Genomic DNA, 25786 nt, shown 5'->3' on the forward strand with positions numbered 1-25786 from the left:
GGGGCTTGGCCCGGCTGTGCAATTGTTCAGAGTATGTTCAGGGCACACAACTTACTGTGTAGCTAGGCTGTATGGGACACACGTCCTTCGAGACGCGGATTGGCTTGGGAGAGCGCGATGAAATTGCTGGTGGTTGAAGATGAGGCGTTGCTGCGCCATCACTTGCAAACCCGTCTGACAGAAAGTGGCCATGTGGTCGAAGCGGTGGCCAATGCCGAAGAGGCGCTGTACCAGACCGAACAGTTCAATCATGACCTGGCGATGATTGACCTGGGTTTGCCGGGGCTAGGTGGCCTGGAACTGATTCGCCAGTTGCGTGCCCGGGGCAAGACGTTTCCGATCCTGATTCTCACCGCCCGTGGCAATTGGCAGGACAAGGTCGAAGGGCTGGCAGCGGGCGCTGACGACTATGTGGTCAAGCCCTTTCAGTTCGAAGAGCTGGATGCGCGGCTCAATGCCTTGCTGCGCCGCTCCAGTGGCTTTACCCAGCCGACGATAGTGGCGGGGGCGCTGGTGCTGGACATTAACCGCAAGCAGGCGGTGCTCGACGGCGAGCCGCTGGCGCTGACCGCTTATGAGTACCGGATTCTTGAATACCTGATGCGCCATCACCAGCAAGTGGTGGCCAAGGACCGACTGATGGAACAGCTGTACCCGGATGACGAGGAACGTGATCCGAATGTGATCGAGGTGCTGGTCGGGCGCCTGCGACGCAAGCTGGAGGGGGCAAACGGCTTTAAGCCAATCGATACGGTGCGCGGCCTGGGGTACTTGTTTACTGAGCGCTGCCGATGATTCGTTCGCTTCGCGTTCGATTGATGCTGGCGGCAACCCTGTTGGCCGTGTTGTTTATGCTGGCGCTGTTGCCGGCGATGCAGGGAGCGTTCAGTCTGGCGCTCAAGGACGCCATAGAGCAGCGCCTGGCGTCAGATGTCACCACGCTGATTTCAGCGGCAAAGATGGAAAAAAACCGCCTCAAGATGCCGGCGTTGCTGCCCGATGAGCAGTTCGATCTGCCGGACAGTCGCCTGCTGGGTTATATCTATGACCGCGACGGGCACCTGGTGTGGCGCTCGCGGGCCACTCAGGAAGAAACCATCAATTACCGGCCGCGCTATGACGGGCGCGGCAACGAGTTTGCAAGTATTCGCGAAGATAACGGCGAAGAGTTTTTTGTCTACGACGTAGAGGTCAAGTTGCTCGGTGGCAAAAGTGCTGCCTTCAGCTTTGTCGCCCTGCAACCGATGCGCGAATACAACCGCACACTGGAAGGCCTGCGGGAAAATCTTTATCTGGGGTTCGGCGCAGCTTTGATTGTGCTGCTGGCATTGCTATGGATTGGTCTGACGTGGGGGTTACGTGCCTTGCGACGTTTGAGTCAGGAACTGGATGAAATCGAAACCGGCGAGCGCGACAGCCTCAGCGAGCAGCACCCGCGTGAGCTGCTGCGCCTGACCGGCTCGTTGAACCGCTTGCTGCAAAGCGAGCGCGAACAGCGCTCACGTTATCGCGATTCTCTTGATGACCTGGCCCACAGCCTGAAAACCCCGCTGGCGGTATTGCAGGGCGTGAGCGAAAGCATGGCCCAGCGCCCGGCTGACCGTGAACAGGCCTGGGTCCTGCAAAGCCAGATCGAGCGCATGAACCAGCAAATCGGCTATCAGTTGCAGCGTGCCAGCTTGCGCAAGAGTGGTCTGGTACGTCACCAGGTCGAACTGCTGCCGGTGGTACAGAGCTTGTGCAATACGCTGGACAAGGTCTATCGCGACAAGGGGGTCAAGGTCAGCTATGACATCCCTGAGCTGAGCCATGTGCCGATCGAGCAGAATGCCTTGTTGGAATTACTGGGCAACTTGCTGGAAAACGCCTACAGGCTGTGCTTGAGCCAGGTACGTATCAGCCTGCACCGTAACGTTCACGGCATTGAGGTCTGCGTCGAAGATGACGGTCCTGGAGTGCCGCCGGATCAGCGTGCGCGCATCCTGCAGCGCGGCGAACGGCTTGACCGCCAGCATCCGGGGCAGGGCATTGGCCTGGCGGTGGTCAAGGACATCATTGAAAGCTATGACGCCACCTTGACCCTGGAAGATTCCTCGTTGGGCGGCGCGGCGTTCAGGATTTATTTCCCGGCGGGGTAATCGACGAACCCTGGCAGCTGCTACGGGAGTACGTGGGGTTCAGGCGGATATCCGCCACCTTCTGCGTTTCAACACGCCCAATGGGCGGAATCCCGCCAAACCCTGACCTGCAAAATATATAAGAATTTTCCTTCAAACTCAGGCGCCATGGGCTATTGCGCGGCATTTGCGCAATGTGGCCCACGGCTTGCAATAAGTGCGAGAGGGCTGCCGTAAGAGCAGCCCCAAAAACAAATCCCTCCAAGTACAGGAGGGTTCGCGCTTTAGGTGTCACCAGTCTCAGACGGAATGATGATTGAGTGATGCACTTGAGGAACTTTGCAATGACGACTCGTCAGCCACTGTACAAATCCCTGTATGTGCAAGTAATCGTAGCGATCGCTATCGGTATCTTGTTGGGCCATTACTACCCGGAAACCGGTGTTGCCCTCAAGCCGTTGGGTGATGGCTTTATCAAACTGATCAAGATGGTCATCGCGCCCATTATTTTCTGTACGGTGGTGAGCGGTATTGCCGGCATGCAGAGCATGAAATCGGTCGGCAAGACCGGCGGCTATGCCTTGCTCTACTTCGAAGTCGTGTCGACTATCGCGCTGTTGATCGGCCTGGTCGTGGTTAACGTGGTTCAGCCTGGCGCAGGCATGCATATTGACGTGTCGACCCTGGATGCCAGCAAAATTGCCGGTTACGTGTCGGCAGGTGCAGACCAGAGCATCGTAGGCTTTATCCTCAACGTGATCCCGTCGACCATTGTTGGCGCCTTCGCCAATGGCGATATCCTGCAAGTGCTGATGTTCTCGGTGATTTTCGGTTTCGCCCTGCATCGCCTGGGTGCCTACGGCAAGCCGGTACTGGACTTTATCGATCGCTTCGCTCACGTGATGTTCAATATCATCAACATGATCATGAAGCTGGCGCCCCTCGGTGCGCTGGGCGCGATGGCCTTCACCATCGGCGCTTACGGCGTAGGCTCGCTGGTTCAGCTGGGTCAGTTGATGATCTGCTTCTACATCACTTGCGTGCTGTTCGTGCTGATCGTGCTGGGCGGTATTGCCCGCGCTCACGGTTTCAGCGTTTTGAAGCTGATCCGCTACATCCGTGAAGAGCTGCTGATCGTACTGGGTACGTCCTCGTCGGAATCGGCCCTGCCACGCATGCTGGTGAAAATGGAGCGCCTGGGCGCGAAGAAATCGGTAGTGGGACTGGTGATCCCGACCGGTTACTCGTTCAACCTCGACGGTACTTCGATCTACCTGACCATGGCGGCCGTGTTTATCGCCCAGGCGACTGACACCCATATGGATATCACCCATCAGATCACTCTGTTGCTGGTGCTGTTGCTGTCGTCCAAAGGTGCTGCTGGCGTCACCGGTAGTGGTTTTATCGTACTGGCGGCAACCCTGTCGGCTGTAGGGCACTTGCCGGTAGCCGGTCTGGCGCTGATCCTGGGTATCGACCGCTTCATGTCCGAAGCCCGCGCCCTGACCAACCTGATCGGTAACGCGGTAGCAACCCTGGTGGTGGCCAAGTGGGTCAAGGAACTGGACACCGACACCCTGCAAACCGAGCTGAACTCTGGCGGCCGTCCGCTGGAGGATACCCGTCCGCAAGATGATCTGGGTGTGGCTGAAGGCCCGGCCCCGGTGTTGCTCAAGTAAGTTTGAGTGCATAAAAAAACCCGTCTTCGGACGGGTTTTTTTATGCCTGCTTATTCGACCCGGGTCAGGCCGCTGAACACCAGGGGGTTACGGCAGCGTCGACACAGGTAGCCGCGGCCTTGTTTGACCAAAGCGTGACGCTGGGCCGAAAACGGGAAGTCGCTGTCAGGGCAGGGGCAACGGTAGATATAGCGGGTGGCGCTGCGACGCTTGATGGCGTAGGTATGACAGCGATTGGGCGGCAGTTCGTACACCCCGCGCATGATTAATTGCCATTCTTCGCCGTGGGGCGAGATGCGCTCGCCAAACAGTTGATGGGCAACCAGGTGCGCCACTTCATGGGGGACGGTCTGCTTGAGGAAGTCTTCGCTGTTTTCACGGTACAGCTGCGGGTTGAAGCGCAGCAGGTTTTCATGCAAATGGGCGACCCCGGCTTTTTGCCCGCGCAGTTTGAAACTGACGACGGGGCGTTTGAAGGGGCGTTTGAAAAACACTTCGGCCTGTTGGAAACAGTCTTCGACGCGGGTATTGAGCAGCTCGGGCATGCGGTTCGGTTCTCCAGAGCCGGCGATTATGCCGCAAGCGCTGGGGTTGCGAACCTGTTGGCGCCCAATGGTCTTCATGAGCCCGTGGAAGCGAGCCTGATCGCGAACAGCAATCACGAGCAGGTTCGCTTCCACGGGTTGTGGCCTAGTTGGTGTAGATCGGCCCGACGCCCAGGCCCCAGACGATCACGGTGAAGGCCATGATCGCCACCAGCACCACCAGGCCCACCGCCAGCACCGAGCTGGAAAACAGGAAGCCTTCGTCCGGGTCGATGCTCATAAAGGTAGGCAGGCCCACGTACAGCAGGTACACCGTGTAGCAAATGGCAGCGGTGCCCACCATCATGCCCAGCCACATATGCGGATACAGCGCCGCCAGCCCGCCGATAAACAGCGGGGTGGCCGTGTAGGTGGCAAAGGCCACGCATCGCGGCAGGCTGGGTTGTGCATCGTAGGTACGGGCCATCCAGTGAATGAATGCGCCCATCACGGCCACGCCCACCAGCATGGCGGCGTAGGACAGCAGGGTCATCCACAGGGCGCTGTCCAGAGTCAGCATCACCGGCGCGCGGTTACCGATTACCCAGCCCACCTGGGTAGTGCCAATAAATGCAGAAATGGCTGGAATCGCTGCCAGAATTAACGTGTGCGTGAAATACATATGGCCGATGCTTTCTTCGGCATCACCACGGATTTCGCGCCACTCTTTATCGGGGTGGGTGAAAAGGCCCACAACGTGATGGATCATGGCTGTCGCTCCTGTATAAGACGCATCGCCCCCAGTGGGACGCGTGCCGGTCGCGCAGCCAGAACGTATTGAGAAGCAGACAGGCGTGCGGCCTTGATGACAAGTATAGGAAACCTGCCGCCCCATAACCTCGGCTCCTTAGAGCTTATTGTGCTGTCAGAGGCGGTCTTATCGCATTGGCGTCTTTAGGCAGGCAAGGGGTTCGTTGACCGGGTATTTTTCGGTAAAATCCCCGGCTTTTGGTCTTAACTCGCGGAATTGAAGCGCTATGGGCACTCACTCGGTCTCTCAAATCAAACTCCAGAAACGCCTGCGTCGATTGACCGGTGAGGCAATTGCCGATTTCAACATGATCGAGCATGGCGACAAGGTGATGGTCTGCCTGTCGGGCGGCAAGGACAGCTACACCCTGCTTGATGTGTTGCTGCACCTGCAGAAAGTCGCGCCGATCCAGTTCGAGATCGTGGCCGTGAACATGGACCAGAAGCAGCCGGGTTTCCCCGAGGACGTGCTGCCGGCTTATCTAAAGTCGCTGGGTGTGGAATACCACATCGTTGAAAAAGACACTTACTCGGTGGTCAAGGAGCTGATCCCCGAAGGCAAGACCACCTGCTCGCTGTGTTCGCGCCTGCGTCGCGGCACCCTGTACACCTTTGCCGATGAAATCGGTGCGACCAAGATGGCACTTGGGCATCATCGCGATGATATCGTCGAAACCTTCTTCCTCAACATGTTCTTCAATGGCAGCCTCAAGGCGATGCCGCCCAAGCTGCGCTCCGATGACGGGCGCAATGTGGTGATTCGTCCGCTGGCGTACTGCAACGAGAAGGATATTCAGGCCTATTCCGACTGGCAGCAGTTCCCGATCATCCCGTGCAACCTCTGTGGCTCCCAGGAGAACCTGCAGCGCCAGGTGGTCAAGGACATGCTCCAGGAGTGGGACCGCAAGACGCCGGGCCGCACCGAGAGTATCTTTCGCAGCCTGCAGAACGTGATCCCGTCTCAGTTGGCGGACCGTAACCTGTTTGATTTCGCGAGCCTGAAGATCGACGAAAGCGCAACGCCGCGTTTCGTCAACCTGCTCAATCTGTAAATTGCCGAGAGGAGAGGGCATGCGCGACTACAAATGGCTGCACGAATACTGTCTGAACCGCTTTGGTTCGTCAGCCGCACTTGAAGCCCAATTGCCTGTCCCGAGAACTGCGGAACAGTTGCGCCATATCAGCGATGATCGCTACCTGTCGACCCTGGCCCTGCGGGTGTTCCGTGCCGGGCTCAAACACAGTGTGGTTGATGCCAAGTGGCCGGTATTTGAAGAGGTTTTTTTCGGTTTCGACCCGGAGAAAGTCGTGCTGATGGGCGCCGAGCATCTGGAGCGGTTGATGCAGGATGCGCGGATCATTCGCCATCTGGGCAAGCTTAAAAGCGTGCCACGCAATGCCCAGATGGTGCTCGACATTGCCCACGAGTACGGCAGTTTTGGCGCGTTTATCGCCCAGTGGCCAGTGACTGATATCGTCGGTTTGTGGAAGTACCTGGCCAAGCATGGGCATCAGTTGGGTGGTTTGTCGGCTCCACGCTTTTTACGCATGGTTGGCAAGGACACCTTTGTGCCAAGTTATGACGTGGTGGCCGCGCTGAACGCGCAGAAGCTGGTGGACAAGGCACCCACCAGCCTGCGTGACCTGGCGATTGTGCAGAACGCCTTCAACCAGTGGCACGCCGAAAGTGGCCGGCCGATGTGCCAGCTGTCACAGATGCTGGCGTTTACGGTGAATCACTAAGCCGCCGAGCAACTTCAATTGTGGGAGCGAGCCTGCTCGCGAAGGCCGTTCGCGAGCAAGCCCGCTCCCACAACAGCTGCATCACTCGCCGCTCAGGCGTCGATCCAGCTGGTAGCGCCAGCGCACAAACAGCAATGCACTGACAAATACCGCCACGCTGGCGGCGATCTCCAGCAGGCCGAACACCTGGCGGTTCGGGTCGAATGCCGCCAGCGCGCCCTTGATCAGGTACAGGTTGACCACATAGCAGGTGAACGAGTGCCCACGGGGGCTGCCCATCAGCATGCCGGGTACCACAAACATCAAGGGCACCAGTTCGATCAGCAGGATCACCCACGGGCGCGCGCCGTGCAGGTTGGCAAACATCAGGTAATAAACACACAGCAGGGCGATCAGGCCAAAGAAGCACGCCAGGCTCACTACCCGCATCAGCCTTACCCGCGGCTGCAGCCACTCGATGGGCGGCAGCACTTTTGGCTTTTTAGCCACGGTTGCTCTCCAGTTTGCGGGCAATGGTGGCCAAACGCTGACCCAAGGCCCGGCACAGGGCGATTTCGTGCTCGTCCAGCCCGCGTTTGCCGTCGGCACCTGCGTGATGGCTCGGGCCATAGGGCGTTCCGCCTGCCGTGGTGTGCAGCAAGGCCGATTCGCTGTAGGGCAGGCCGGTGACCAGCATGCCGTGGTGCATCAGTGGCAGCAGCATCGACAGCAAGGTACTTTCCTGGCCGCCGTGCAGGCTGGCAGTGGAGGTGAACACACCGGCCGGCTTGCCCACCAGCGCGCCGGTCAGCCACAGGTTGCTGGTGCCATCCAGGAAGTACTTGAGCGGTGCGGCCATGTTGCCGAAACGCGTCGGGCTGCCCAGGGCCAGCCCCGAGCAGTTTTTCAGGTCGTCGAGGCTGGCGTACATCGCGCCTTCGTCCGGAATGGCAGGGGCCACGGCTTCACATTCGGCAGAAATGGCCGGCACTGTGCGCAGGCGCGCCTCGAGGCCGCCCTGTTCGATGCCTCGGGCAATTTGCCGGGCCATTTCGCTGGTCGAACCGTTGCGGCTGTAGAACAGAACCAGAATATAAGGCGCACTCACGACAGGATCTCCAGGACTTTTTCCGGTGGGCGACCAATCACGGCTTTGTCGCCTGCGACCAGGATCGGCCGCTCGATCAACTTGGGATGTGCAGCCATGGCGTCGATCAGCTGCGCGTCAGTGAGACCGCTGTCTGCCAGGTTGAGGGCCTTGTACTCGTCTTCGCCGCTGCGCAGCAATTGCCGTGCGCTGATGTTCAGCTTGGCCAGCAGGTCGCGCAGTTGGGCGGCGCTCAGCGGCGTTTCGAGGTAGCGCACCACGGTAGGGGTCAGGCCGCGGGCTTCGAGGAGTTCGAGCGCACCGCGGGATTTCGAGCAGCGCGGGTTGTGATAAAGCGTCAGATCGGTCATGTGCGGGTCGCATCTTGCGTAAGGTGGCGGCTATTCTACCTGCCTGACGGGCGCGCCTGAACCGTATGCGGTAAATGGCCGCTCGCTGATGTATTTTTGTATGTATTTACCGGGAAGGATCAACGCATGTTTAAGCGACTCATGGCAGCAGTTACCGTCTGCGCCACATTATTGCTGGCCGGCTGCGGAAATGATTATGGGGTCGATCAGCACGGACAGAAGATCGCCTCGGAGCGTCTGGACAAGCAATGGAAGGTCATCAACTACTGGGCCGAGTGGTGTGGCCCGTGTCGTATCGAGATTCCTGAACTCAACTCGCTGGAAAAACAGCTGCAGGGGCAGTCGGTGGGAGTGTTCGGGGTCAACTACGATGGTTTGCAGGGCAAGGAGCTGAGCGACGCGAGTACCGCGCTGGGCATCACCTTTACCGTGCTGGCGCAGGATCCGGCGGAGGTGTTCGATTTGCCACGCAGCGAAGCCTTGCCGGTGACTTATATCCTGGATGAGAAAGGCAAGGTGCGGGCAACGTTGATGGGCGAGCAGACCGCGGCCGGTGTGTTGGCGAAGATCAAGGAATTGAGAGGGGCCTGAGTCGAAGCCATCGCGAACAAACCCGCTCCCACAGGCTGGCACCAGTCTGTGGGAGCGGGCTTGCTCGTGATTCAAGCGCCGCGGTATCAGCCTTCTTCAGGCCAAAGCCGCAGCGGCTTGCCCTGTTCAGGCCAGAATCGCACCTGCTCGATCGGCGATATGTCCCAGCGCTGTACGGTCTGCAAGGCCTCGAAGAATCGCTGCTCCTGCTCCATCAACGCCGGCGCACAGGCCTTGCGGGTACTGCCTACGCCACCAAAGGTCAGCTTGTCGCCGTCGAGGGTGTAAGGTGCGAACCAATGGTTGCAACCGCCACTGCCATAGGCCCGGCCAGCATCGTCCAGGGTGACGGTCAGGTGGCTGTTGTCGATCAGCGGTCGTTCGCCGATCCACTCCAGCACGTAGGTGTGGTTTTGCTGCAACTTCACCGGATCACCCGCACACCCCGTCAGGCTTGCGCCCAGCACGGCCAGCAGGATCAAGCGTTTCATTGCGCGGCCTTTTGGCATTGCGGGCACAGGTGCTTGCTGCCTTCAGTGCTCCAGCCCAGCTCGGCAATCCGCGCCGTGGCTGCGGGCTTTTGCGCCTTGGTGCCGAGTTTGGCGTCGACTGCGAACTCGAACTTCAGCTCTTTGGCGCAAGCATCGCAGTTGACCTGCCATTCATGAATCGCCAATTCGCCGAACACCGGCCCTTTGGTGACTGCAACCCACTGGCCACGCGGGTTGATCAGGTGGCGCACCTTGTCGACGCTCAAACGCATGGACAAGGTCTTGCTGCCCTTGAGGGACACAATCAGCACGTCACCGGCTTGAATCGAGCCGCCGTTGCCGGTGACTTGATACAGGCCCGGCGCCAGAGCGCGGCATTCAATCAGGGTGTGCTGCGGGTTAAGCAGGCTGTAGCGGAAATCGTGTTCGACCATGGGTCCTCCAAGTAAGTCGCTATGCTAGCACGCAGGCATCAAAGTCCAGACTCAACCTTCGATCAGGTTTTGCGCCGTACCGTTTCTCCAGGCTGCGATATTGCTCAAGGTCGTGCTGGCAATTGCATTCAACGCCTCGCGGGTCAGAAACGCCTGATGGGCCGTGATGATCACATTGGGGAAGGTCAGCAGCCGGGCCAGCACGTCATCCTGCAAGGGCAGGTCGGAGCGGTCCTCGAAGAACAGTTGGGCCTCTTCTTCGTACACATCCAGCCCAAGATAGCCCAATTGGCCACTTTTCAGCGCCTCAATCAGCGCCGGCGTGTCGACCAGCGCCCCCCGTCCGGTGTTGATCAGCATGGCGCCGTGCATGAGGGTGGCCAGGCTGGTGGCGTTGATCAGGTGCTTGTTGTCTGCGGTCAACGGGCAGTGCAGGGAAATGATATGCGAACCGGCCAGCAGTTCGGGCAGGCTGACGTAGCGAGCGCCCAGCGCCAGCAGTTCGGCGTTTGGATAAGGGTCGAAGCACAGCAGCTTGCAGCCGAAACCGGCCATGATCTTGCCGAATGTGGCGCCGATCTGGCCGGTGCCCACCACGCCCACGGTCTTGCCCACCAGATCGAAACCGGTCAGCCCGTGCAGAGTGAAGTCGCCTTCGCGGGTGCGGTTGTAGGCGCGGTGCAAGCGGCGGTTGAGCGCCAGGATAAGGGCCACGGCATGTTCGGCGACGGCGTGGGGGGAGTACGCGGGGACGCGCACCACACTCAGGCCCAGGCGTTTGGCGGCGGGCAGATCCACATGGTTGTAGCCGGCCGAGCGCAGGGCGATCAGGCGGGTGCGGCCAGCAGCCAGTTGCTCCAGTACCGGAGCGCTGAGGTCGTCGTTGATAAACGGACAGATCACTTCGTAGTCATGGGCCAGTGCTACGGTGTCCAGGGTCAGGCGCGCGGGCTGGAAATGCAGCTCGTTACCGTCGTCTTGTGCGGCCGCGATGAAACTGTCGCGGTCGTAGGTCTGGCTGCTGAAAAGAATCGTGCGCATGGGGTCTTCCTTGGTCTGTAACTACAAATCGGCTTTTGTGGGAGCGGGCTTGCTCGCGATGGCATCACGGCGGTTTACCTGACATACCGCGCCGCCCGAATCGCGAGCAAGCCCGCTCCCACACCATGATTTTGCTATGCCGTACTCCGTGCCTCTTTGGCCAAACGGGTGATGGCCAGGTCCAGTTCGTCGAGGGCGGCATCGGCGTTGGGGCTGGTTTGCTTGAGCAGGGTCTCGCTGCGCTGGCAGGCCGCACGCAATTGCGGGACGCCGCAGTAGCGGGTTGCGCCGTGCAAGCGGTGGACGCGCTCGATCAACGCGTTGTTGTCTCTGGCCTCACGGGCCTGGCGGATAGCGTCGCGGTCGGCTTCCAGCGAAGCCAGCAGCATGGCCAGCATGTCGATGGCCAGGTCCGCCTTGCCTGCCGCCAGTCGCAGCCCCTCATCGTGGTCGAGGACGAGCAGTTGCGTGGTGTGACGGGCCGGTTCGTGCGAATTGTCGCTGGCCTGATTGCGCAAGGCCAAGCCCGTCCACTTCAACACCACTTGGGCCAACTGCCGTTCGCTGATCGGTTTGGTCAGGTAGTCGTCCATGCCGCTTTGCAGCAAGGCGCGTTTTTCGTTGGCCATGGCGTGGGCTGTGAGCGCAACGATCGGCAGCGGCGTACAGTGGCGCTCGCTTTCCCACTGGCGCAGGACTTCGGTGGTCTCGCGCCCGTCCATGCCGGGCATTTGCACATCCATCAGCACCAGATCGAAATCGTGTGCCTTGACCGCATCAATGGCGGCATAACCGCTGTCCGCTGCAGTCACCTTGGCGCCCATGCCTTCAAGCAGGGTTTGCACCAGCAGCAGATTGGCCGGGTTGTCATCCACACACAGAATGCGCGGCGCGCGGCTGGCCAGCGGTTCGCCGGGTTCGCTGCGGGTTTGTCGCGGGCTGACCAGGTCGGCCAGGGCCCGACGCAGTTTGCGGGTGCAGGCGGGTTTGGCCTGGAGCTGGCTGTGGGGGTTGTCCACCACCGCGTTGAACAGGCCCTGCTCGGTGGTCGGGCACAGAACCAGTACCTTGCAACCCAGGTGCTCGAGATCCCAGATGTGCTGGTTGAGACGCTCTGGCGGGGTGTCATTGGCCGTTACGCCCAGAACTGCCAGATCAATAGCTTGGGCGGTCTGGTGAGCGCCGGTCACACAATTGGTGAGGTTTTCCAGGGTAGTGCAGGGCGTGACTTCCAGGCCGCAGTCTTCCAGTTGATGGTGCAGGGCCTGGCGGGCCAGGTCGTGTTTTTCCAGGATGGCTACGCGCCGGCCCAGCAGCGGCGCGCCGGGCAAGTCTTCGACATCATCGCGAGCCTTGGGCAGCCTGACGCTGATCCAGAACACCGAGCCTTCGCCAGGGGTGCTTTCAACGCCGATTTCGCCGCCCATCTGTTCGACCAGTCGCTTGGAAATCACCAGCCCCAACCCGGTGCCGCCGGGCTGGCGAGACAGTGAGTTGTCAGCCTGGCTGAAAGCCTGGAACAGGGCGCGGATATCCTGGGCGGTCAGGCCGATGCCGGTGTCCTGCACGCTGATGCGCAGTTGCACACTGCCGTCGGTTTCATTTTCGTCCTGGTCTTCAAGCATGGCCCGCACCGCGATGGTGCCCTCGCGGGTGAACTTGATGGCGTTGTTGATCAGGTTGGTGAGGATTTGCTTGAGCCGCAGCGGGTCGCCGATCAGCGACAGCGGGGTGTCGCGATACACCAGGCTGACCAGTTCCAGGCCCTTGTCGTGGGCCGAAGGGGCGAGGATGGTCAGGGTGTCCTGCAGCAGGTCGCGCAAATTGAACGGAATGCTGTCGAGCACCAGCTTGCCGGCTTCGATTTTCGAAAAATCGAGAATCTCGTTGATGATGCCCAGCAGGTTGTCGGCCGATTTTTCGATGGTGTTCAGGTAGTCGAACTGGCGCGGGGTCAACTCGCTTTTTTGCAGCAGGTGGGTAAAACCGAGGATACCGTTGAGCGGGGTGCGGATTTCGTGGCTCATGTTGGCCAGAAACTCGGACTTTATACGGCTGGCCCCCAGGGCTTCCTTGCGGGCCAGATCGAGTTCAAGGTTCTGGATTTCGATGGTTTCGAGATTCTGGCGCACGTCTTCGGTGGCCTGGTCGACGCTGTGCTGCAGTTCTTCCTGGGCATTGTGCAGGGTTTCGGCCATGCGGTTGATGCCCGAGGCCAGTTCGTCAAGTTCGTGGCTGCCCAGTGGCGGCAGGCGGGTTTCCAGATGCCCGTCCTTGAGCTGGGCCACGGCTTGTTTGATTTGCCCCAGCGGTGCGTTGATGGTGCGGCTCATGCGCAAGGCCAGCAGGGTGGTCAGCACCAGCCCGGTGACGATCAGCAGCAGGCTGGCAAACAGGTTGCGATAGCTGCGCAGCAGCATGCCGTTATGGGACAGCTCCAGTTCGACCCAGCCCAGCAGGCGATGGGCTTCGTTAGGGATCACATCCCCGGCCAGGTTGCGATGGCGGCCAAATACGGGCAATAAATAGCGCGTGGCATCGTTGTCGGTGCGCTGTTGCAGATGGGTACTGCTGCCCAGTGGAGCCTGATTGAGCATGATCGGCCCGGCATGGGCCAGCGGTTCGTGGTTGGCGTTGAGGAACGCCACGGCGCGCACATCCTGTTGTTCCAGAGATTCGGTGGCGATACGGGCCAGCAATGCGGTGTCGTGGCGCCCCATGGCTGGGGCGACCAGGGGGGCGAGTTGTTCGGCGATCATTTCCCCGCGCTGCAACAGTTGCGATTGCAGTTCGGACTGTTGCAGCCAGGTGAAATAGCCGCCGAGCACGCTTGCCATCAAACTGACGGGCAATAGCGTTAACAGCAATACGCGGCCTTTGATACCGAGGTTTTTAAGCACACAACTCTCCAGCCCTGCATTCTTTTAAGAGTGATCCGGGCTTCCCGCCCGGATCAGGTGGCAGTGTAGCCATATGGTGCCCGGCAAATCTTTGAAAATTTGCCATCAATTTCGGTTTATCAGACGGGGTAAAGCCCGTGCCGGTTGCCCGCAGGGGCTCAATCTTGAATAATCGCCGATTGAGAATTACTTGCAGACGCTAATGAATCCCGTAGCTGTTAGCCCCTCGCGCCTACTGACCATTGAAGACGACCCCGTACTGGGCGCCTATCTGCACGAGCAGCTGGGGCGTTGCGGGTTTGACGTTATCTGGTGCCAGAATGGCCTGGAAGGTCTGGCCCGTGCCCGCCAGGAGCACTTTGACGTGGTGCTGATGGATATCCTGCTGCCCGGCATGAATGGCTTGCAGGTGCTGACGCAACTGCGCCAGACCCACGCCTTGCCGGTGATCCTGATGTCGGCGCTGGGTGCCGAGGCCGACCGTATCAGCGGTTTCCAGCTGGGCGCCGATGATTATTTGCCCAAGCCGTTCAGCATGGCCGAACTGCGGGTGCGCATCCAGGCCATCTTGCGTCGAGTGGCCCTGGATCGCATGCCTGGCGCCCCAACGGTGCTGGAACTGCCACCGGCCGAGAGCGGTTTGCTGTTCGACGACGAGGCGTGCGATGTGCGCCGGGGCGAGCAATGGGCCGGGTTGACCCGCAGCGAGTTCCGTCTGCTCGATACCCTGCAGCGCAATGCCGACGAAGTGTTGAGCAAGGCCTTTCTCTATCAGCAGGTCTTGCAGCGCGGCTATGCAGCCCATGACCGCAGCCTGGACATGCATATCAGCCAGATCCGGCGAAAGCTCAAAACTATCGGCTATTACCAGCATGAAGTACGCACGGTGTGGGGCAAGGGCTATGTCCTTAGTGCCAGCGATGCCCCGTAAGGTGCCCGGCAAGAATTCGGTGTTCTGGAAGCTGGCGTGTTTGCTGGTGGTTTTCTGCTTGCTGATGATCTGGCTCAGTTGGTCCTGGGGTCGCTATATGGACAAGCGCACCGGCTTTTTGTCCGAGCAGGCCCACGGCACCCTGGTGCGCTATGCCGGTGAGGCCGAGCGCGCCTGGGAGAGCGCTCAGCAAGCCGGCGTCGACCAGTGGTTGCAGGGCATGGGGCACAGGGAACCGGGCTGGGTCGGGGTGATTGGTCAGGACCTGCAGTCGCTGAGCAGCTACCCGCTGAGTGATCGAGAAAGTGAGCGGCTGACCTTTTTGCGCGGCCTGGACTGGCCCATCAGCCATATCAAGACGGCGCGGCCATGGATAAAGGTGCCCTTTCCCCGCGACCCGTCGGCGGGCAGCCTGGTGATCGAGTTGCCGCAACGCTTTATGCCCGGGCGCTCCCAGGTGATCTGGCGGATTGTCACCAACGGCGTAATTCCTGGCTTGCTGACCCTGTTGCTGTGCGTGGGCCTGTACCGCGTGCTGATCGTGCCGCTTAACCATCTTCGCGAACAGGCCAATGCCTGGCGGGCTGATCAACTGGGGGCGCGGCTATCGAGCCAGATCACCAGCCGCCAGGACGAACTGGGTGAGCTGGCGCGGGCGTTCGATCAGATGTCCGAGCGCTTGCAGAGTACGGTCTCGCAACAGCAGCAATTGCTCCGCGACTTGTCCCATGAGCTGCGCACGCCCTTGAGCCGTTTGCGGGTAGCCTGTGACAGCGAGCAGGGGGGCGAGGCCTTGCGTGAGCGCCTGGGCCGTGAAGTCGACGGCATGCAACGGCTGGTCGAAGACACCTTGCAACTGGCCTGGCTGGATGCCGAGCGCGGGCCGCTGCCGGTGGAAGACATTCAGGTGCAGGCGCTGTGGGAGATGCTCACCGAAAACGCCCGCTTTGAAAGTGGCTGGCCGCAATCGCGACTGCCTTGTCTGGTGGATGAGCATTGCTGGGTGCGCGGGCATCTCAACAGCCTGGCTCAAGCCATGGAAAATATCCTGCGCAATGCCATTCGCCATTCACCACCCGAGGGTATCGTCAGCCTTGATGGCCGGCGCGAAGGCAATATGTGGCACCTGTGGCTCGATGACCAGGGCGCAGGTGTGGCACCTGAAGAACTGGAGCGGATCTTTGCGCCTTTTACCCGCCTTGATGGCTCGCGTCCCGGCGATGGCGGCTTTGGTCTGGGCCTGAGTATTGCGCGCAATGCCCTGCGGCTGCAGGGTGGCAGTTTGTGGGCAGAGAACCACGGCGGCGGGTTGCGGGTGCATGTTCGTTTGCTTGCCGGACATGCCGCGTAAACGCTCAGGCCGCGGCTGTACATACATCCCTGTGGGAGCGGGCTTGCCCGCGATGGTATCAGTCCGTTTTACCTGACAGACCGCGGCGTCAGAATCGCGGGCAAGCCCGGCTCCCACAGGAATTATTGTGATGGGTTTGCGGCGCTTATAGCCTTTAACCATAAGCACCGTACTTTGCGTGATATGGGCTGTCGGCGTTTGTCGGTATGATGTGCGGCCCCGCGGTCTGGATTGCGAATACGCCATGACATTGCAGTACCCAACTATCGCCGATTGCGTCGGCAACACTCCTCTGGTGCGCTTGCAGCGCCTGGCTGGAAACACCACCAACACCTTGTTGCTCAAGCTCGAAGGGAACAACCCTGCAGGCTCGGTCAAGGACCGTCCGGCTCTGTCGATGATTGCCCGCGCCGAAGCGCGCGGCCAGATCCAGGCTGGCGATACCCTGATTGAAGCCACCTCGGGCAATACCGGGATTGCCCTGGCCATGGCCGCGGCGATCAAGGGCTACAAGATGATCCTGATCATGCCCGACAATTCCAGCGCCGAGCGCAAGGCTGCCATGACCGCCTACGGTGCCGAGCTGATCCTGGTCAGTCAGGAAGAGGGCATGGAAGGCGCCCGCGACCTGGCCGACAAGATGCAGGCCCAGGGCCTGGGCAAGGTGCTCGACCAGTTTGCCAACGGTGACAACCCCGAGGCTCACTACACCGGTACGGGCCCGGAAATCTGGCGTCAGACCAACGGTACCATCACCCACTTCATCAGTTCGATGGGTACTACCGGTACCATCATGGGCGTGTCGCGCTACCTCAAGGAGCAAAACCCGGGCGTGCAGATCGTCGGTTTGCAGCCGATGGAAGGCGCTGCCATTCCGGGCATCCGCCGCTGGCCAACCGAGTACTTGCCCAAGATCTACCAGGCCGACCGCGTAGACCGCATCGTCGACATGGCCCAGCGCGAAGCCGAAGACGTCACCCGCCGACTGGCCCGTGAAGAAGGCATTTTCTGTGGTGTGTCCTCGGGCGGGGCGGTGGCAGCGATGCTGCGCCTGAACCAGGAAGTCGAAAACGCGGTGATGGTCGCGATCATTTGTGACCGAGGCGACCGTTATCTGTCGACCGGCATTTACGATGCGCCCAACTGATGGCCAAGCAAGAGAGAGGCCTGCGCTTCCAGCCTGCTGGCGGCACCAAGGCTGCGCAAGTGCCTGCGGGCAAGAAACAGCGTTTGAATATCGAGCGCCTGGCCAACGACGGCCGCGGTATTGCCTTTATTGAAGGGCGTACCTGGTTTGTTTCGGGGGCTCTGGCCGGTGAAGAAGTCGAAGCCCGGGTGCTGGGTGCCCATGGCAAGGTCGTTGAAGCCCGTACCGAGCGTGTTTTCAAGGCCAGCGAGATCCGTCGCCAGGCACCCTGTGCCCATGCGGGCAAGTGCGGCGGCTGCAGCGTGCAGCATTTGCCCCATGAAGAGCAGCTTGCACTGAAACAGCGCATGCTCTCCGAGCAACTGTCCCGCGTGGCCGGTGTCGAACCTCAAGAGTGGGCAGCGCCGCTGACCGGTCCCGAGTTTGGCTACCGCCGCCGGGCACGTATCGCCGTGCGCTGGGATGCGCGGGCCAAGCACCTGGACGTGGGTTTCCGTGCTGCTGGCAGCCAGGACATCGTCGCCATCGATCACTGTTTGGTTCTGGTACAGGCTTTGCAACCTATCATGACCGGGCTGCCCGCCATGTTGCGTCAACTGGGCAACCCCAAGGCACTGGGCCACGTGGAGTTGTTCAGTGGTTCGGCGATTGCGGTTTTGCTGCGCCATATGGCGCCGCTGAGCGCTGCCGACATGCAGGTTCTTGAGGCATTTTGCATTACCCATAACGCCCAATTGTGGCTGCATGGCGAAGGCGAGCCACAGCCGGTCGATTTGACCCGGGCCTTGGGCTATCGTCTGGAAACATGGGATTTGCAGCTGGCGTATCGCCCCGGGGATTTTGTCCAGGTCAATGCCGGCGTCAACGAAGCCATGGTGGCTCAAGCCATAAAGTGGCTTGCGCCACAAGCTGACGAACGGATTCTTGACTTGTTCTGTGGGCTGGGTAACTTCGCATTACCACTGGCACAAAAAGCGCGTGAAGTCGTGGCTGTTGAAGGTGTTGCGACCATGGTCGAACGCGCCGCGCAAAACGCGGTCAGTAACAGCCTGCATAATGCAGTGTTTTTTCAGGCCGACCTGTCACAGCCGCTGGTGGATGCAGCCTGGGCCAAAGCCGGCTTCAGTGCCGTACTGCTTGATCCGCCTCGCGACGGCGCTTATGAAGTGGTACGAAAGTTGTCTGGCCTGGGTGCCAAACGTTTGGTGTATGTGTCGTGCAACCCGGCCACCCTGGCGCGCGACACGGTTGAACTGATTAAACAGGGTTACCGGTTAAAACGTGCCGCAATCCTCGACATGTTCCCGCAAACAGCGCATGTCGAGGCGATGGCGTTATTTGAAGCAGACTAGGATGTCTGTCTATTTCAACGGGCCCGCAACCCGCGACGCTATGCCCTGTAGCGCGCGGTTGGGATCAGGGCCTGTGATTTCGGCGCATTGAACCTGCGCTGTAGGGAAGGTAAGCAAGATGGTACAGGTCAGAGCACACCAGCCGATCAACACCGACGGCAGTCTCAACCTCGAGGCATGGCTGGATCATGCGGTGAGTGTCGATGTGGCGCTGGACCGTGAAGCCTTGAAAGAAGCGTGTGAGTTTGCACGCGAGGCCGAGCAGCAAGCCAATGCGGCGAAAAACCTGTGGGCCGAGGGCACCTCAAGCTTTCGTACCGGGTTGGAAATCGCCGAGATATTGGCCGATCTGAAACTGGATCAGGATTCCCTGGTTGCCGCGATTCTCTATCGTTGCGTGCGCGAAGGGCAGGTGCTGTTGCCTGCCGTCAGCCAGCGCTTCGGTCCGGTGGTGGCCAAACTGATTGATGGTGTACTGCGCATGGCGGCCATCAGTGCCAGCCTCAGCCCCCGTCAATCGATGGTGCTGGGCACTCAGGGCCAGGTCGAAAACCTGCGCAAGATGCTGGTTGCCATGGTTGATGACGTGCGCGTGGCACTGATCAAGCTGGCTGAACGTACCTGCGCGATTCGCGCAGTCAAAAATGCCCCGGACGAGAAGCGCAACCGCGTCGCCCGCGAGGTGTTCGATATTTATGCGCCATTGGCGCACCGCCTGGGCATCGGCCACATCAAGTGGGAGCTGGAGGACCTGTCCTTCCGCTATCTGGAGCCCGAGCAGTACAAGCAAATCGCCACCTTGCTGCATGAGCGCCGCCTCGACCGAGAGCGCTTTATCAGCGATGTGATGAACCAGTTGCGTACCGAGCTGGAAGCCACCGGCGTGACCGACGCCGACATCAGCGGCCGGGCCAAGCACATCTACTCGATCTGGCGCAAAATGCAGCGCAAGGGCCTGGCCTTCAGCCAGATCTATGACGTGCGTGCCGTACGGGTACTGGTGCCGGAAATGCGCGACTGCTACACCGCGCTGGGCATCGTCCATACCCTGTGGCGACATATTCCCAAGGAGTTTGACGACTATATCGCCAATCCCAAGGAGAACGGCTACCGCTCGCTGCATACTGCCGTGATCGGGCCTGAAGGCAAGGTCCTGGAAGTGCAGATTCGCACCCATGCCATGCACGAAGAGGCCGAGCTGGGGGTTTGCGCGCACTGGCGCTACAAGGGCACTGACGTCAAGGCCGGGTCCAACCAGTACGAAGAGAAAATCTCGTGGCTGCGCCAGGTGCTGGAGTGGCACGAAGAACTGGGCGATATCGGTGGCCTGGCCGATCAGCTGCGCGTCGATATCGAGCCGGACCGGGTGTATATCTTCACCCCTGACGGGCATGCCATCGACCTGCCCAAGGGGGCGACGCCGCTGGACTTTGCCTACCGGGTTCACACCGAGATCGGCCACAACTGCCGTGGTGCCAAGATCAACGGGCGCATCGTGCCGCTCAACTACAGTCTGCAGACCGGTGAGCAGGTCGAGATCATCACCAGCAAGCACGGTACGCCGAGCCGCGACTGGCTGAACCCGAACCTGGGCTATGTCACCACCTCGCGGGCGCGGGCGAAAATCGTCCACTGGTTCAAGTTGCAGGCGCGCGATCAGAACGTCGCAGCCGGCAAAACCATGCTCGAGCGCGAACTCGGCCGTTTGGGCCTGCCGGCGGTGGATTACGAGAAGCTCGCCGACAAGGCCAACATGCGAACCGCCGAGGACATGTACGCGGCGCTCGGGGCTGGCGACTTGCGCCTGGCGCAGTTGATCAACCTGGCCCAGCAACAGGTCGAGCCTGAGCGCGGCAGCGAGCAGATGGAGCTGATTCCGCGTAAGGCCACGGGCTACAAGCCGGGCAAGCGTGGAGACATCCAGATCGAAGGCGTCGGCAACCTGCTGACCCAGATGGCCGGGTGCTGTCAGCCGCTGCCGGGGGATGCGATTGTCGGTTACATCACCCAGGGCCGTGGCGTCAGCATTCACCGCCAGGACTGCGCCTCGGTGCTGCAACTGGGCAGTCGTGAGCCGGAGCGGATGATTCAGGTCAACTGGGGGCCGATCCCGGTCTCGACCTATCCGGTGGATATCGAAATCCGCGCCTACGATCGTTCGGGCTTGTTGCGTGATGTGTCGCAGGTGTTGCTCAACGAACGGATCAACGTGCTGGCGGTCAACACCCGCTCGAACAAGGAAAACAACACCGCGTTGATGACCTTGACCATCGAGATCCCGGGGCTGGATGCGCTGGGGCGTTTACTGGGGCGGATCTCGCAACTGCCGAACATCATCGAAACCCGCCGGATCGGGCGTAGTGAGCCGCGCTGATCCTTTGTGGTAGCGGGCTTGCTCGCGATTGCATCTCCTCGGTGAGTCAGCTGTACCGGGGTGTTCATATCGCGAGCAAACCCGCTCCCACAGGGTGTGGTTAGCGTGTGCCAAAGGATTACAGATGTACAACCTCGACGACCTGCTGCACCTCATGGCCCGCCTGCGTGACCCGCAGTACGGCTGCCCGTGGGATATCAAGCAAACGTACGCCACTATCGTGCCTTATACCCTCGAAGAGGCCTACGAGGTCGCTGACGCCATTGAGCAGGGTGACTTCGAGCACCTGCAGGGCGAACTCGGCGATTTGCTGTTTCAAGTGGTGTATTACAGCCAGCTGGCTCGGGAAGAAGGCCGTTTCGAGTTTGCCGGGGTGATCGACAGCGTTACCCGCAAGCTGATCCGCCGTCACCCCCATGTCTTTCCCACCGGTGACCTGTATGCGCCGCTGGATGTGCCGCGCTTGAGCGAAGAACAGGTCAAGGTACGCTGGGATGAGATCAAGGCCGAGGAGCGCGCAGAAAAGTCTACCGCCCCCGAGCAGTTGTCCTTGCTTGACGATGTGCCCGTCGCCTTGCCTGCCCTGTCCCGCGCCGCCAAGCTGCAAAAGCGCGCCGCCCAGGTCGGTTTTGACTGGCCAGCGGCATTGCCGGTGCTGGACAAGGTGCGTGAAGAGCTGGATGAAGTGCTGGAGGCCATGGCCGACAACGATTCGGCGGCCATTCATGACGAAATCGGCGACCTGCTGTTTTCCGTGGTCAACCTGGCCCGTCATCTTAAAGTGGACCCGGAAACCGCCTTGCGTGGTGCCAATGCAAAATTTGATCGACGTTTCCGGTTTATCGAGCAGGCATTGCGCGATACCCTGCGTCCCATTGAAAGTTGCACCCTTGAAGACCTGGACGCCCTGTGGGGTGAAGCCAAGCGCCAGGAAAAGAATTTGCCCAGCTGCGGCTGAGTTTGCCTAAGTGAGTAAGTAGATGAGCATTTCCCTACGCGACCAGTTGCTCAAAGCCGGACTGGTCAACGAGAAGCAGGCCAAGCAGGCCGGCAAAGAAAAACAGAAACAACAGCGTCTGGCCCACAAAGGCCAGATCGAACTGGACGACACCCAGCAGCGTCTGGCTGCCGAAGCCAAGGCCGAGAAGGTCAAGCGCGACCAGGAACTGAACCGCCAGCAGCAGGAGAAGGTCGAGCAAAAAGCCCGTGCTGCGCAGATCAAGCAATTGATCGAAGTATCACGTCTGCCCAAGCTGACCACTGAGGACTACTACAACTTCGTTGATGACAAAAAGGTCAAGCGCCTGTCGGTCAACACCCTGATGCGCAACAAGCTGGCCAATGGCTCGCTGGCGATCGTGCAGCACCAGGGCGGCTACGAAGTCATCCCCCGTGAAGCTGCACTGAAGATCCAGGAGCGCGATCCGCGCCGGATAGTGCAGCTGAATATCCTGGTTGAGCCGAAAACCCCGGAAGAAGACGATCCGTACGCGGCCTATCAGATCCCTGATGACCTGATGTGGTAGTGCTGGCATAACCTGTGGGAGCGAGCCTGCTCGCGAAAGCGTTCGCTGCTCTTCGCGAGCAGGCTCGCTCCCACAGAGTGTTGCGTTGGCGCATAACAAAACAAACCCCGCTTCTGCGGGGTTTGTGTTTTTCAAGACAGTAGTTTCTTCTGCTCAGGCCTGGCGTTTCTGCGCTTCCAGCTTTTCCAGCTCAGCCTTGTAGCTGTGAGCGTCGCTTTCGCGGTGGAACATGCCTACCAGTATGTCTTCTTGATGCACATCCCATAGGTGTACACCGTGGGCTACCAGTTGGTGGAACATACGTGAATCGTCGCGCTCAGTTACTTTGATAGTCATCTGCTTGCTCCAAATTCTGATGAGGGCCTGCGGCAAGGCGTCGCAGGACTTCTTTATAGAATCTGTTAGCTTCCTAAGTAAATAGCTGATTGTCGCGCTGTCATCTTGCAGAAAATCCTTAAACCCTGCAGCCCTTTAAGCACGGGGTGTTTACGGATTTGTTTAATAGTTTTATGAAAAATGTTTCATGTTTTTGGTGTGTTACAGACCAAAAAAACCTCGCCGAAGCGAGGTTTTTTTGAGGCTTGCAGCTAAAGGCTTGTCGCTTAGTTGCCCTTGACCGTTTTGCCATCCACCGTGCCGTCCAGCAGCATGATGTTGTATTCCTTGCCGTCTTTTTCGACCTGGCGCAGTTTGACCAGCAGCGAACCCCAGTTCTTGGCGAACCACATTTCAGTGATGCGCTTGTTCTGTGTCGGGTCGCGTACGCGCTCAACCTTGATTGCGTCGACCTTGCCAGCCTTGGTTTCAACCACTTCAGGGCCGATCACGCGAAAGTCATAGGTGTCGACGTCATTGCCATCAACCACCTGGTAGCTCATGGACTTTTTGCCGGCTTCTACGTCACGCTGCAGTGCCAGCTGGTAGGTGGACTTGTCGAGCATGCCGCTGAGCAAGGGTACTTTGACAGCGTCGCCCTGATCGGTGCCGGTGACCATCTTGGCCGCCCAGTCGAAATCCAGATCGATCTTCTTGGCTTTTCCCAGGCCGCCACGTTCAAAGTGGTAGGTCAGCGGGATCAGCGTGTTTTTCTCGATTTTGAGGGTGCTTTCTTCGTTCAGGCTGGCTACCAGCATTGAAGCCTTGAAATTCAAGGTCCAGATACCATTGTCACCCTTGGTCAGGCTGCGCTCGGCAGAACCGCTCATGGGCAGCTGTTTCCAGTCTGCGGTGTAGCTGGCCTTGAAAGGCTGAAGATCGGCCGCTTGGACTGCTGGAATAGCCAGCAGGCTAAGGGCGAGAAGCAGGGCACGACGCATAAGTTCTCCTAGGTTCGTATCAAGTGGCCGCTGGCCGCAAGTAATTGACCGTCCAATAATGCGCCTCGCTCGTCAAGTGACAAGCGACCTTCGGCAAACCAGCGCACTGCAAGCGGATAAATCCGGTGTTCCTGGGCGTGAACCCGTTGCGCCAGGCTATGTGGCGAGTCATCGGACTCTACCGGTATCACTGCCTGTACGACCAGAGGTCCGCCGTCGAGTTCCTCGGTCACAAAGTGCACGCTGCAGCCGTGCTCACCGTCTCCTGCTTCCAGCGCCCGCTGGTGCGTGTGCAAACCCTTGTATTTGGGGAGCAGGGAAGGGTGGATATTCAGCAGGCGACCCTGATAGTGACGCACGAATTCTGCGCTGAGAATGCGCATGAACCCGGCCAGAACCACCAGTTTCGGTTTGAATTCGTCGATGACTTTGATCAATGCAGCATCGAAGGCCTCGCGGCCCTCGAATGCCTTGTGATCCAGTACGCGGGTATCGATACCCGCGTCTTTGGCGCGTTGCAGGCCGTAGGCATCTGCGCGGTTGGAGATCACCGCGCGGATTGATGCCGGGCTGGCCTTGACGTCATCGCTGTCGATCAAGGCCTGCAAGTTGCTGCCGGTGCCGGAAAGCAGCACCACTACATCACAGGTATCAGGCATTAGTGCGCCTTGATGTTTTGCAGCTCAACTTGCGCAGCGCCTTCAGCGGCGGTTGCGATCTGACCGATGACCCAAGGCTGCTCGCCCGCTTCACGCAGTACGTTCAGCGCAGTTTCAACGTCAGCCTGAGCTACGCAGATGACCATGCCAACGCCGCAGTTCAGCACGCGGTGCATTTCGTGCTCGTCCACGTTGCCTTTTTCCTGCAGCCAGTCGAAGACGGCAGGGCGCTGCCAGCTGGCAACGTCAACCACCGCTTGTGCACCTTTTGGCAGTACGCGCGGGATGTTGTCGAGCAGGCCGCCACCGGTGATGTGGGCCATGGCCTTGACTACGCCGGTTTCCTTGATCAGCTTGAGCAGCGGCTTGACGTAGATGCGGGTCGGCGCCATCAGCAGGTCGGTCAGTGGCTTGCCGTCGAGCTGGATGTTTTCGATGTCGGCACCCGACACTTCGATGATCTTGCGGATCAGCGAGTAGCCGTTGGAGTGCGGGCCCGAGGACGGCAAGGCGAGCAGGGCGTCGCCGGCAGCGACCTTGGAACCGTCGATGATCTCGGATTTTTCTACAACGCCAACGCAGAAGCCGGCCAGGTCGTAGTCTTCGCCTTCGTACATGCCTGGCATTTCAGCGGTTTCGCCGCCAACCAGCGAGCAACCGGACAGTTCGCAGCCAGCACCGATACCGGTCACCACCTGGGTCGCGGTTTCAACGTTGAGCTTGCCGGTGGCGTAGTAGTCAAGGAAGAACAGAGGCTCGGCGCCGCATACGATCAGGTCGTTGACGCACATGGCAACCAGGTCGATACCGATGCTGTCGTGCTTGTTCAGGTTCAGGGCCAGGCGCAGCTTGGTGCCGACGCCGTCAGTGCCGGAAACCAGAACAGGCTGCTTGTAGCCAGCCGGAATTTCGCAGAGGGCGCCAAAACCGCCGAGGCCGCCCATCACTTCCGGGCGTGCAGTGCGCTTGGCCACGCTCTTGATGCGTTCGACCAATGCTTCACCGGCGTCGATGTCTACACCGGCGTCTTTGTAGCTCAGGGATGGTTGCTTGCTCATAATCCAGGCCTTTAGGGGGGATTCGGGGGTATCGACCGAGTTCAGGGGGCAGGCTTGCAAGTGCTCAAGGATTGCACCAGAGCATTTGCAGGGTGCCCGGCTGTTGGCGGTCTGCGAAGGCGCGCGATTTTATCAGGCTTGAAGGGCAGCGGCCATCCTCGGGCCGACAGGCAGGGTTATATCTGGCGAAAAAAACCTTTTTTAGTCGTACTTGGGTCTGCGCACAGGCCTGTATAAGGTATAGAGAGGTTGTGTGACCGCGTGAAAACGCGAAACGGGCGTGAATGATTTGGCCGTGGCCGTGT

General features: G+C 59.9%; 26 protein-coding genes. 13 read left to right on the forward strand and 13 right to left on the reverse strand.

Annotated features, from left to right (window positions below):
* The first annotated feature begins 117 nt into the window (after positions 1–117).
* The 3 genes from FHL07_RS05240 (at position 118) to FHL07_RS05250 (ending at position 3796) form a co-directional block, all read left to right on the forward strand.
* A complete protein-coding gene (locus FHL07_RS05240) occupies positions 118–795 on the forward strand; it encodes a response regulator (RefSeq protein WP_016779832.1) in 678 nt (225 codons plus the stop codon).
* Entirely contained in the window at positions 792–2138 is a 1347-nt protein-coding gene (locus FHL07_RS05245; RefSeq protein ID WP_095019415.1) for an ATP-binding protein, read from the forward strand. The genes FHL07_RS05240 and FHL07_RS05245 overlap by 4 nt, the downstream gene beginning before the upstream one ends.
* A gap of 323 nt (positions 2139–2461) precedes the next feature.
* Entirely contained in the window at positions 2462–3796 is a 1335-nt protein-coding gene (locus tag FHL07_RS05250) for a dicarboxylate/amino acid:cation symporter (protein ID WP_095003057.1), read from the forward strand.
* 50 nt (positions 3797–3846) lie between these two features.
* Here the strand turns inward: FHL07_RS05250 and FHL07_RS05255 are convergent, their stop codons facing one another.
* Both FHL07_RS05255 and FHL07_RS05260 read right to left on the reverse strand, forming a co-directional pair.
* Positions 3847–4341: a SprT family zinc-dependent metalloprotease gene (locus FHL07_RS05255; protein ID WP_095019416.1), complete on the reverse strand. Its 495-nt coding sequence runs from the start codon at positions 4339–4341 to the stop codon at positions 3847–3849.
* Positions 4342–4486: 145 nt separating this feature from the next.
* Complete coding sequence (locus FHL07_RS05260; protein WP_095003059.1) at positions 4487–5089, reverse strand: Yip1 family protein; 603 nt, start codon at positions 5087–5089, stop codon at positions 4487–4489.
* Between the two features lie 268 nt (positions 5090–5357).
* Between FHL07_RS05260 and ttcA the strand changes: the two genes are divergently transcribed.
* Positions 5358–6182 carry a tRNA 2-thiocytidine(32) synthetase TtcA gene (ttcA, locus tag FHL07_RS05265; protein ID WP_095003060.1) on the forward strand — a complete coding sequence of 275 codons (825 nt, stop codon included), beginning with the start codon at positions 5358–5360 and terminating at the stop codon, positions 6180–6182.
* 19 nt (positions 6183–6201) lie between these two features.
* Positions 6202–6873: a DNA-3-methyladenine glycosylase I gene (locus FHL07_RS05270; protein ID WP_095020929.1), complete on the forward strand. Its 672-nt coding sequence runs from the start codon at positions 6202–6204 to the stop codon at positions 6871–6873.
* Between the two features lie 81 nt (positions 6874–6954).
* On the opposite strand, the gene FHL07_RS05275 is transcribed toward FHL07_RS05270, so the two are convergent.
* From FHL07_RS05275 to arsC, 3 genes are read right to left on the reverse strand one after another with little or no spacing between them, the layout of a single operon-like run.
* A complete protein-coding gene (locus tag FHL07_RS05275) occupies positions 6955–7362 on the reverse strand; it encodes a DUF2069 domain-containing protein (protein ID WP_095003062.1) in 408 nt (135 codons plus the stop codon).
* Entirely contained in the window at positions 7355–7960 is a 606-nt protein-coding gene (gene wrbA / locus FHL07_RS05280) for an NAD(P)H:quinone oxidoreductase (protein WP_095003063.1), read from the reverse strand. The genes FHL07_RS05275 and wrbA overlap by 8 nt, the downstream gene beginning before the upstream one ends.
* A complete protein-coding gene (arsC, locus tag FHL07_RS05285; RefSeq protein ID WP_095019417.1) occupies positions 7957–8310 on the reverse strand; it encodes an arsenate reductase (glutaredoxin) in 354 nt (117 codons plus the stop codon). The genes wrbA and arsC overlap by 4 nt, the downstream gene beginning before the upstream one ends.
* A 126-nt stretch (positions 8311–8436) precedes the next feature.
* Between arsC and FHL07_RS05290 the strand changes: the two genes are divergently transcribed.
* A complete protein-coding gene (locus FHL07_RS05290; RefSeq protein WP_095003065.1) occupies positions 8437–8901 on the forward strand; it encodes a TlpA family protein disulfide reductase in 465 nt (154 codons plus the stop codon).
* A gap of 86 nt (positions 8902–8987) precedes the next feature.
* Here FHL07_RS05290 and FHL07_RS05295 read toward each other — a convergent pair whose 3' ends face one another.
* From FHL07_RS05295 to FHL07_RS05310, 4 genes are all read right to left on the reverse strand, one after another.
* Positions 8988–9392 (reverse strand): META domain-containing protein, encoded by a 405-nt coding sequence (locus tag FHL07_RS05295; RefSeq protein WP_095003066.1) that lies wholly within the window; start codon positions 9390–9392, stop codon positions 8988–8990.
* Positions 9389–9826 (reverse strand): hypothetical protein, encoded by a 438-nt coding sequence (locus FHL07_RS05300; RefSeq protein ID WP_095003067.1) that lies wholly within the window; start codon positions 9824–9826, stop codon positions 9389–9391. Before FHL07_RS05300 ends, FHL07_RS05295 begins: the two co-directional genes overlap by 4 nt.
* Before the next feature lie 51 nt (positions 9827–9877).
* Positions 9878–10867: a 2-hydroxyacid dehydrogenase gene (locus FHL07_RS05305; RefSeq protein ID WP_095003068.1), complete on the reverse strand. Its 990-nt coding sequence runs from the start codon at positions 10865–10867 to the stop codon at positions 9878–9880.
* A 134-nt stretch (positions 10868–11001) separates the two neighbouring features.
* Positions 11002–13767 carry a response regulator gene (locus tag FHL07_RS05310; protein ID WP_138738175.1) on the reverse strand — a complete coding sequence of 922 codons (2766 nt, stop codon included), beginning with the start codon at positions 13765–13767 and terminating at the stop codon, positions 11002–11004.
* A 202-nt stretch (positions 13768–13969) separates the two neighbouring features.
* Between FHL07_RS05310 and FHL07_RS05315 the strand changes: the two genes are divergently transcribed.
* The 7 genes from FHL07_RS05315 (at position 13970) to FHL07_RS05345 (ending at position 22448) form a co-directional block, all read left to right on the forward strand.
* Complete coding sequence (locus tag FHL07_RS05315) at positions 13970–14698, forward strand: response regulator transcription factor (protein WP_095003070.1); 729 nt, start codon at positions 13970–13972, stop codon at positions 14696–14698.
* Positions 14688–16049, forward strand: coding sequence for a sensor histidine kinase (locus tag FHL07_RS05320; RefSeq protein ID WP_095003071.1), 1362 nt, complete (start codon positions 14688–14690; stop codon positions 16047–16049). The genes FHL07_RS05315 and FHL07_RS05320 overlap by 11 nt, the downstream gene beginning before the upstream one ends.
* 244 nt (positions 16050–16293) lie before the next feature.
* On the forward strand, positions 16294–17196 hold the full coding sequence (gene cysM / locus FHL07_RS05325; protein ID WP_095003072.1) for a cysteine synthase CysM: 903 nt from the start codon (positions 16294–16296) through the stop codon (positions 17194–17196).
* On the forward strand, positions 17196–18548 hold the full coding sequence (gene rlmD, locus FHL07_RS05330; RefSeq protein WP_138738176.1) for a 23S rRNA (uracil(1939)-C(5))-methyltransferase RlmD: 1353 nt from the start codon (positions 17196–17198) through the stop codon (positions 18546–18548). Before cysM ends, rlmD begins: the two co-directional genes overlap by 1 nt.
* Before the next feature lie 118 nt (positions 18549–18666).
* Entirely contained in the window at positions 18667–20922 is a 2256-nt protein-coding gene (relA, locus tag FHL07_RS05335; protein ID WP_095003074.1) for a GTP diphosphokinase, read from the forward strand.
* Between the two features lie 124 nt (positions 20923–21046).
* Positions 21047–21880, forward strand: a complete 834-nt coding sequence (gene mazG, locus FHL07_RS05340) for a nucleoside triphosphate pyrophosphohydrolase (protein WP_138738177.1) — start codon at positions 21047–21049, stop codon at positions 21878–21880.
* A 22-nt stretch (positions 21881–21902) separates the two neighbouring features.
* On the forward strand, positions 21903–22448 hold the full coding sequence (locus FHL07_RS05345) for a DUF2058 domain-containing protein (protein ID WP_019827734.1): 546 nt from the start codon (positions 21903–21905) through the stop codon (positions 22446–22448).
* 153 nt (positions 22449–22601) lie between these two features.
* Here the strand turns inward: FHL07_RS05345 and FHL07_RS05350 are convergent, their stop codons facing one another.
* The 4 genes from FHL07_RS05350 to purM all read right to left on the reverse strand — a co-directional run bounded on the left by FHL07_RS05350 (position 22602) and on the right by purM (position 25481).
* Positions 22602–22784, reverse strand: a complete 183-nt coding sequence (locus tag FHL07_RS05350) for a hypothetical protein (protein ID WP_016779856.1) — start codon at positions 22782–22784, stop codon at positions 22602–22604.
* A gap of 266 nt (positions 22785–23050) precedes the next feature.
* A complete protein-coding gene (locus tag FHL07_RS05355; protein ID WP_095019423.1) occupies positions 23051–23764 on the reverse strand; it encodes a DUF3108 domain-containing protein in 714 nt (237 codons plus the stop codon).
* A gap of 8 nt (positions 23765–23772) precedes the next feature.
* A complete protein-coding gene (gene purN / locus FHL07_RS05360) occupies positions 23773–24423 on the reverse strand; it encodes a phosphoribosylglycinamide formyltransferase (RefSeq protein ID WP_095019424.1) in 651 nt (216 codons plus the stop codon).
* Positions 24423–25481: a phosphoribosylformylglycinamidine cyclo-ligase gene (gene purM, locus FHL07_RS05365; protein WP_016779859.1), complete on the reverse strand. Its 1059-nt coding sequence runs from the start codon at positions 25479–25481 to the stop codon at positions 24423–24425. Before purM ends, purN begins: the two co-directional genes overlap by 1 nt.
* Positions 25482–25786 lie beyond the last annotated feature (305 nt).

Origin of the sequence: Pseudomonas sp. FSL W7-0098, from assembly GCF_005930585.1 — a bacterium.
Taxonomy (GTDB): Bacteria; Pseudomonadota; Gammaproteobacteria; order Pseudomonadales; family Pseudomonadaceae; genus Aquipseudomonas; species Aquipseudomonas bubulae.

Excerpts from the sequence above, each read along its gene's own strand:
- arsC (WP_095019417.1), bottom strand. The coding sequence starts at position 8,310 with ATGACCGATCTGACGCTTTATCACAACCCGCGCTGCTCGAAATCCCGC.
- purN (WP_095019424.1), bottom strand. The coding sequence starts at position 24,423 with ATGCCTGATACCTGTGATGTAGTGGTGCTGCTTTCCGGCACCGGCAGC.
- mazG (WP_138738177.1), top strand. The coding sequence starts at position 21,047 with ATGTACAACCTCGACGACCTGCTGCACCTCATGGCCCGCCTGCGTGAC.
- FHL07_RS05305 (WP_095003068.1), bottom strand. The coding sequence starts at position 10,867 with ATGCGCACGATTCTTTTCAGCAGCCAGACCTACGACCGCGACAGTTTC.
- FHL07_RS05300 (WP_095003067.1), bottom strand. The coding sequence starts at position 9,826 with ATGGTCGAACACGATTTCCGCTACAGCCTGCTTAACCCGCAGCACACC.
- FHL07_RS05350 (WP_016779856.1), bottom strand. The coding sequence starts at position 22,784 with ATGACTATCAAAGTAACTGAGCGCGACGATTCACGTATGTTCCACCAA.
- cysM (WP_095003072.1), top strand. The coding sequence starts at position 16,294 with ATGACATTGCAGTACCCAACTATCGCCGATTGCGTCGGCAACACTCCT.
- purM (WP_016779859.1), bottom strand. The coding sequence starts at position 25,481 with ATGAGCAAGCAACCATCCCTGAGCTACAAAGACGCCGGTGTAGACATC.
- FHL07_RS05315 (WP_095003070.1), top strand. The coding sequence starts at position 13,970 with ATGAATCCCGTAGCTGTTAGCCCCTCGCGCCTACTGACCATTGAAGAC.
- FHL07_RS05260 (WP_095003059.1), bottom strand. The coding sequence starts at position 5,089 with ATGATCCATCACGTTGTGGGCCTTTTCACCCACCCCGATAAAGAGTGG.
- FHL07_RS05345 (WP_019827734.1), top strand. The coding sequence starts at position 21,903 with ATGAGCATTTCCCTACGCGACCAGTTGCTCAAAGCCGGACTGGTCAAC.
- FHL07_RS05245 (WP_095019415.1), top strand. The coding sequence starts at position 792 with ATGATTCGTTCGCTTCGCGTTCGATTGATGCTGGCGGCAACCCTGTTG.
- FHL07_RS05295 (WP_095003066.1), bottom strand. The coding sequence starts at position 9,392 with ATGAAACGCTTGATCCTGCTGGCCGTGCTGGGCGCAAGCCTGACGGGG.
- rlmD (WP_138738176.1), top strand. The coding sequence starts at position 17,196 with ATGGCCAAGCAAGAGAGAGGCCTGCGCTTCCAGCCTGCTGGCGGCACC.
- FHL07_RS05320 (WP_095003071.1), top strand. The coding sequence starts at position 14,688 with ATGCCCCGTAAGGTGCCCGGCAAGAATTCGGTGTTCTGGAAGCTGGCG.
- FHL07_RS05270 (WP_095020929.1), top strand. The coding sequence starts at position 6,202 with ATGCGCGACTACAAATGGCTGCACGAATACTGTCTGAACCGCTTTGGT.
- FHL07_RS05255 (WP_095019416.1), bottom strand. The coding sequence starts at position 4,341 with ATGCCCGAGCTGCTCAATACCCGCGTCGAAGACTGTTTCCAACAGGCC.
- FHL07_RS05355 (WP_095019423.1), bottom strand. The coding sequence starts at position 23,764 with ATGCGTCGTGCCCTGCTTCTCGCCCTTAGCCTGCTGGCTATTCCAGCA.
- FHL07_RS05250 (WP_095003057.1), top strand. The coding sequence starts at position 2,462 with ATGACGACTCGTCAGCCACTGTACAAATCCCTGTATGTGCAAGTAATC.
- relA (WP_095003074.1), top strand. The coding sequence starts at position 18,667 with ATGGTACAGGTCAGAGCACACCAGCCGATCAACACCGACGGCAGTCTC.
- ttcA (WP_095003060.1), top strand. The coding sequence starts at position 5,358 with ATGGGCACTCACTCGGTCTCTCAAATCAAACTCCAGAAACGCCTGCGT.
- FHL07_RS05240 (WP_016779832.1), top strand. The coding sequence starts at position 118 with ATGAAATTGCTGGTGGTTGAAGATGAGGCGTTGCTGCGCCATCACTTG.
- FHL07_RS05290 (WP_095003065.1), top strand. The coding sequence starts at position 8,437 with ATGTTTAAGCGACTCATGGCAGCAGTTACCGTCTGCGCCACATTATTG.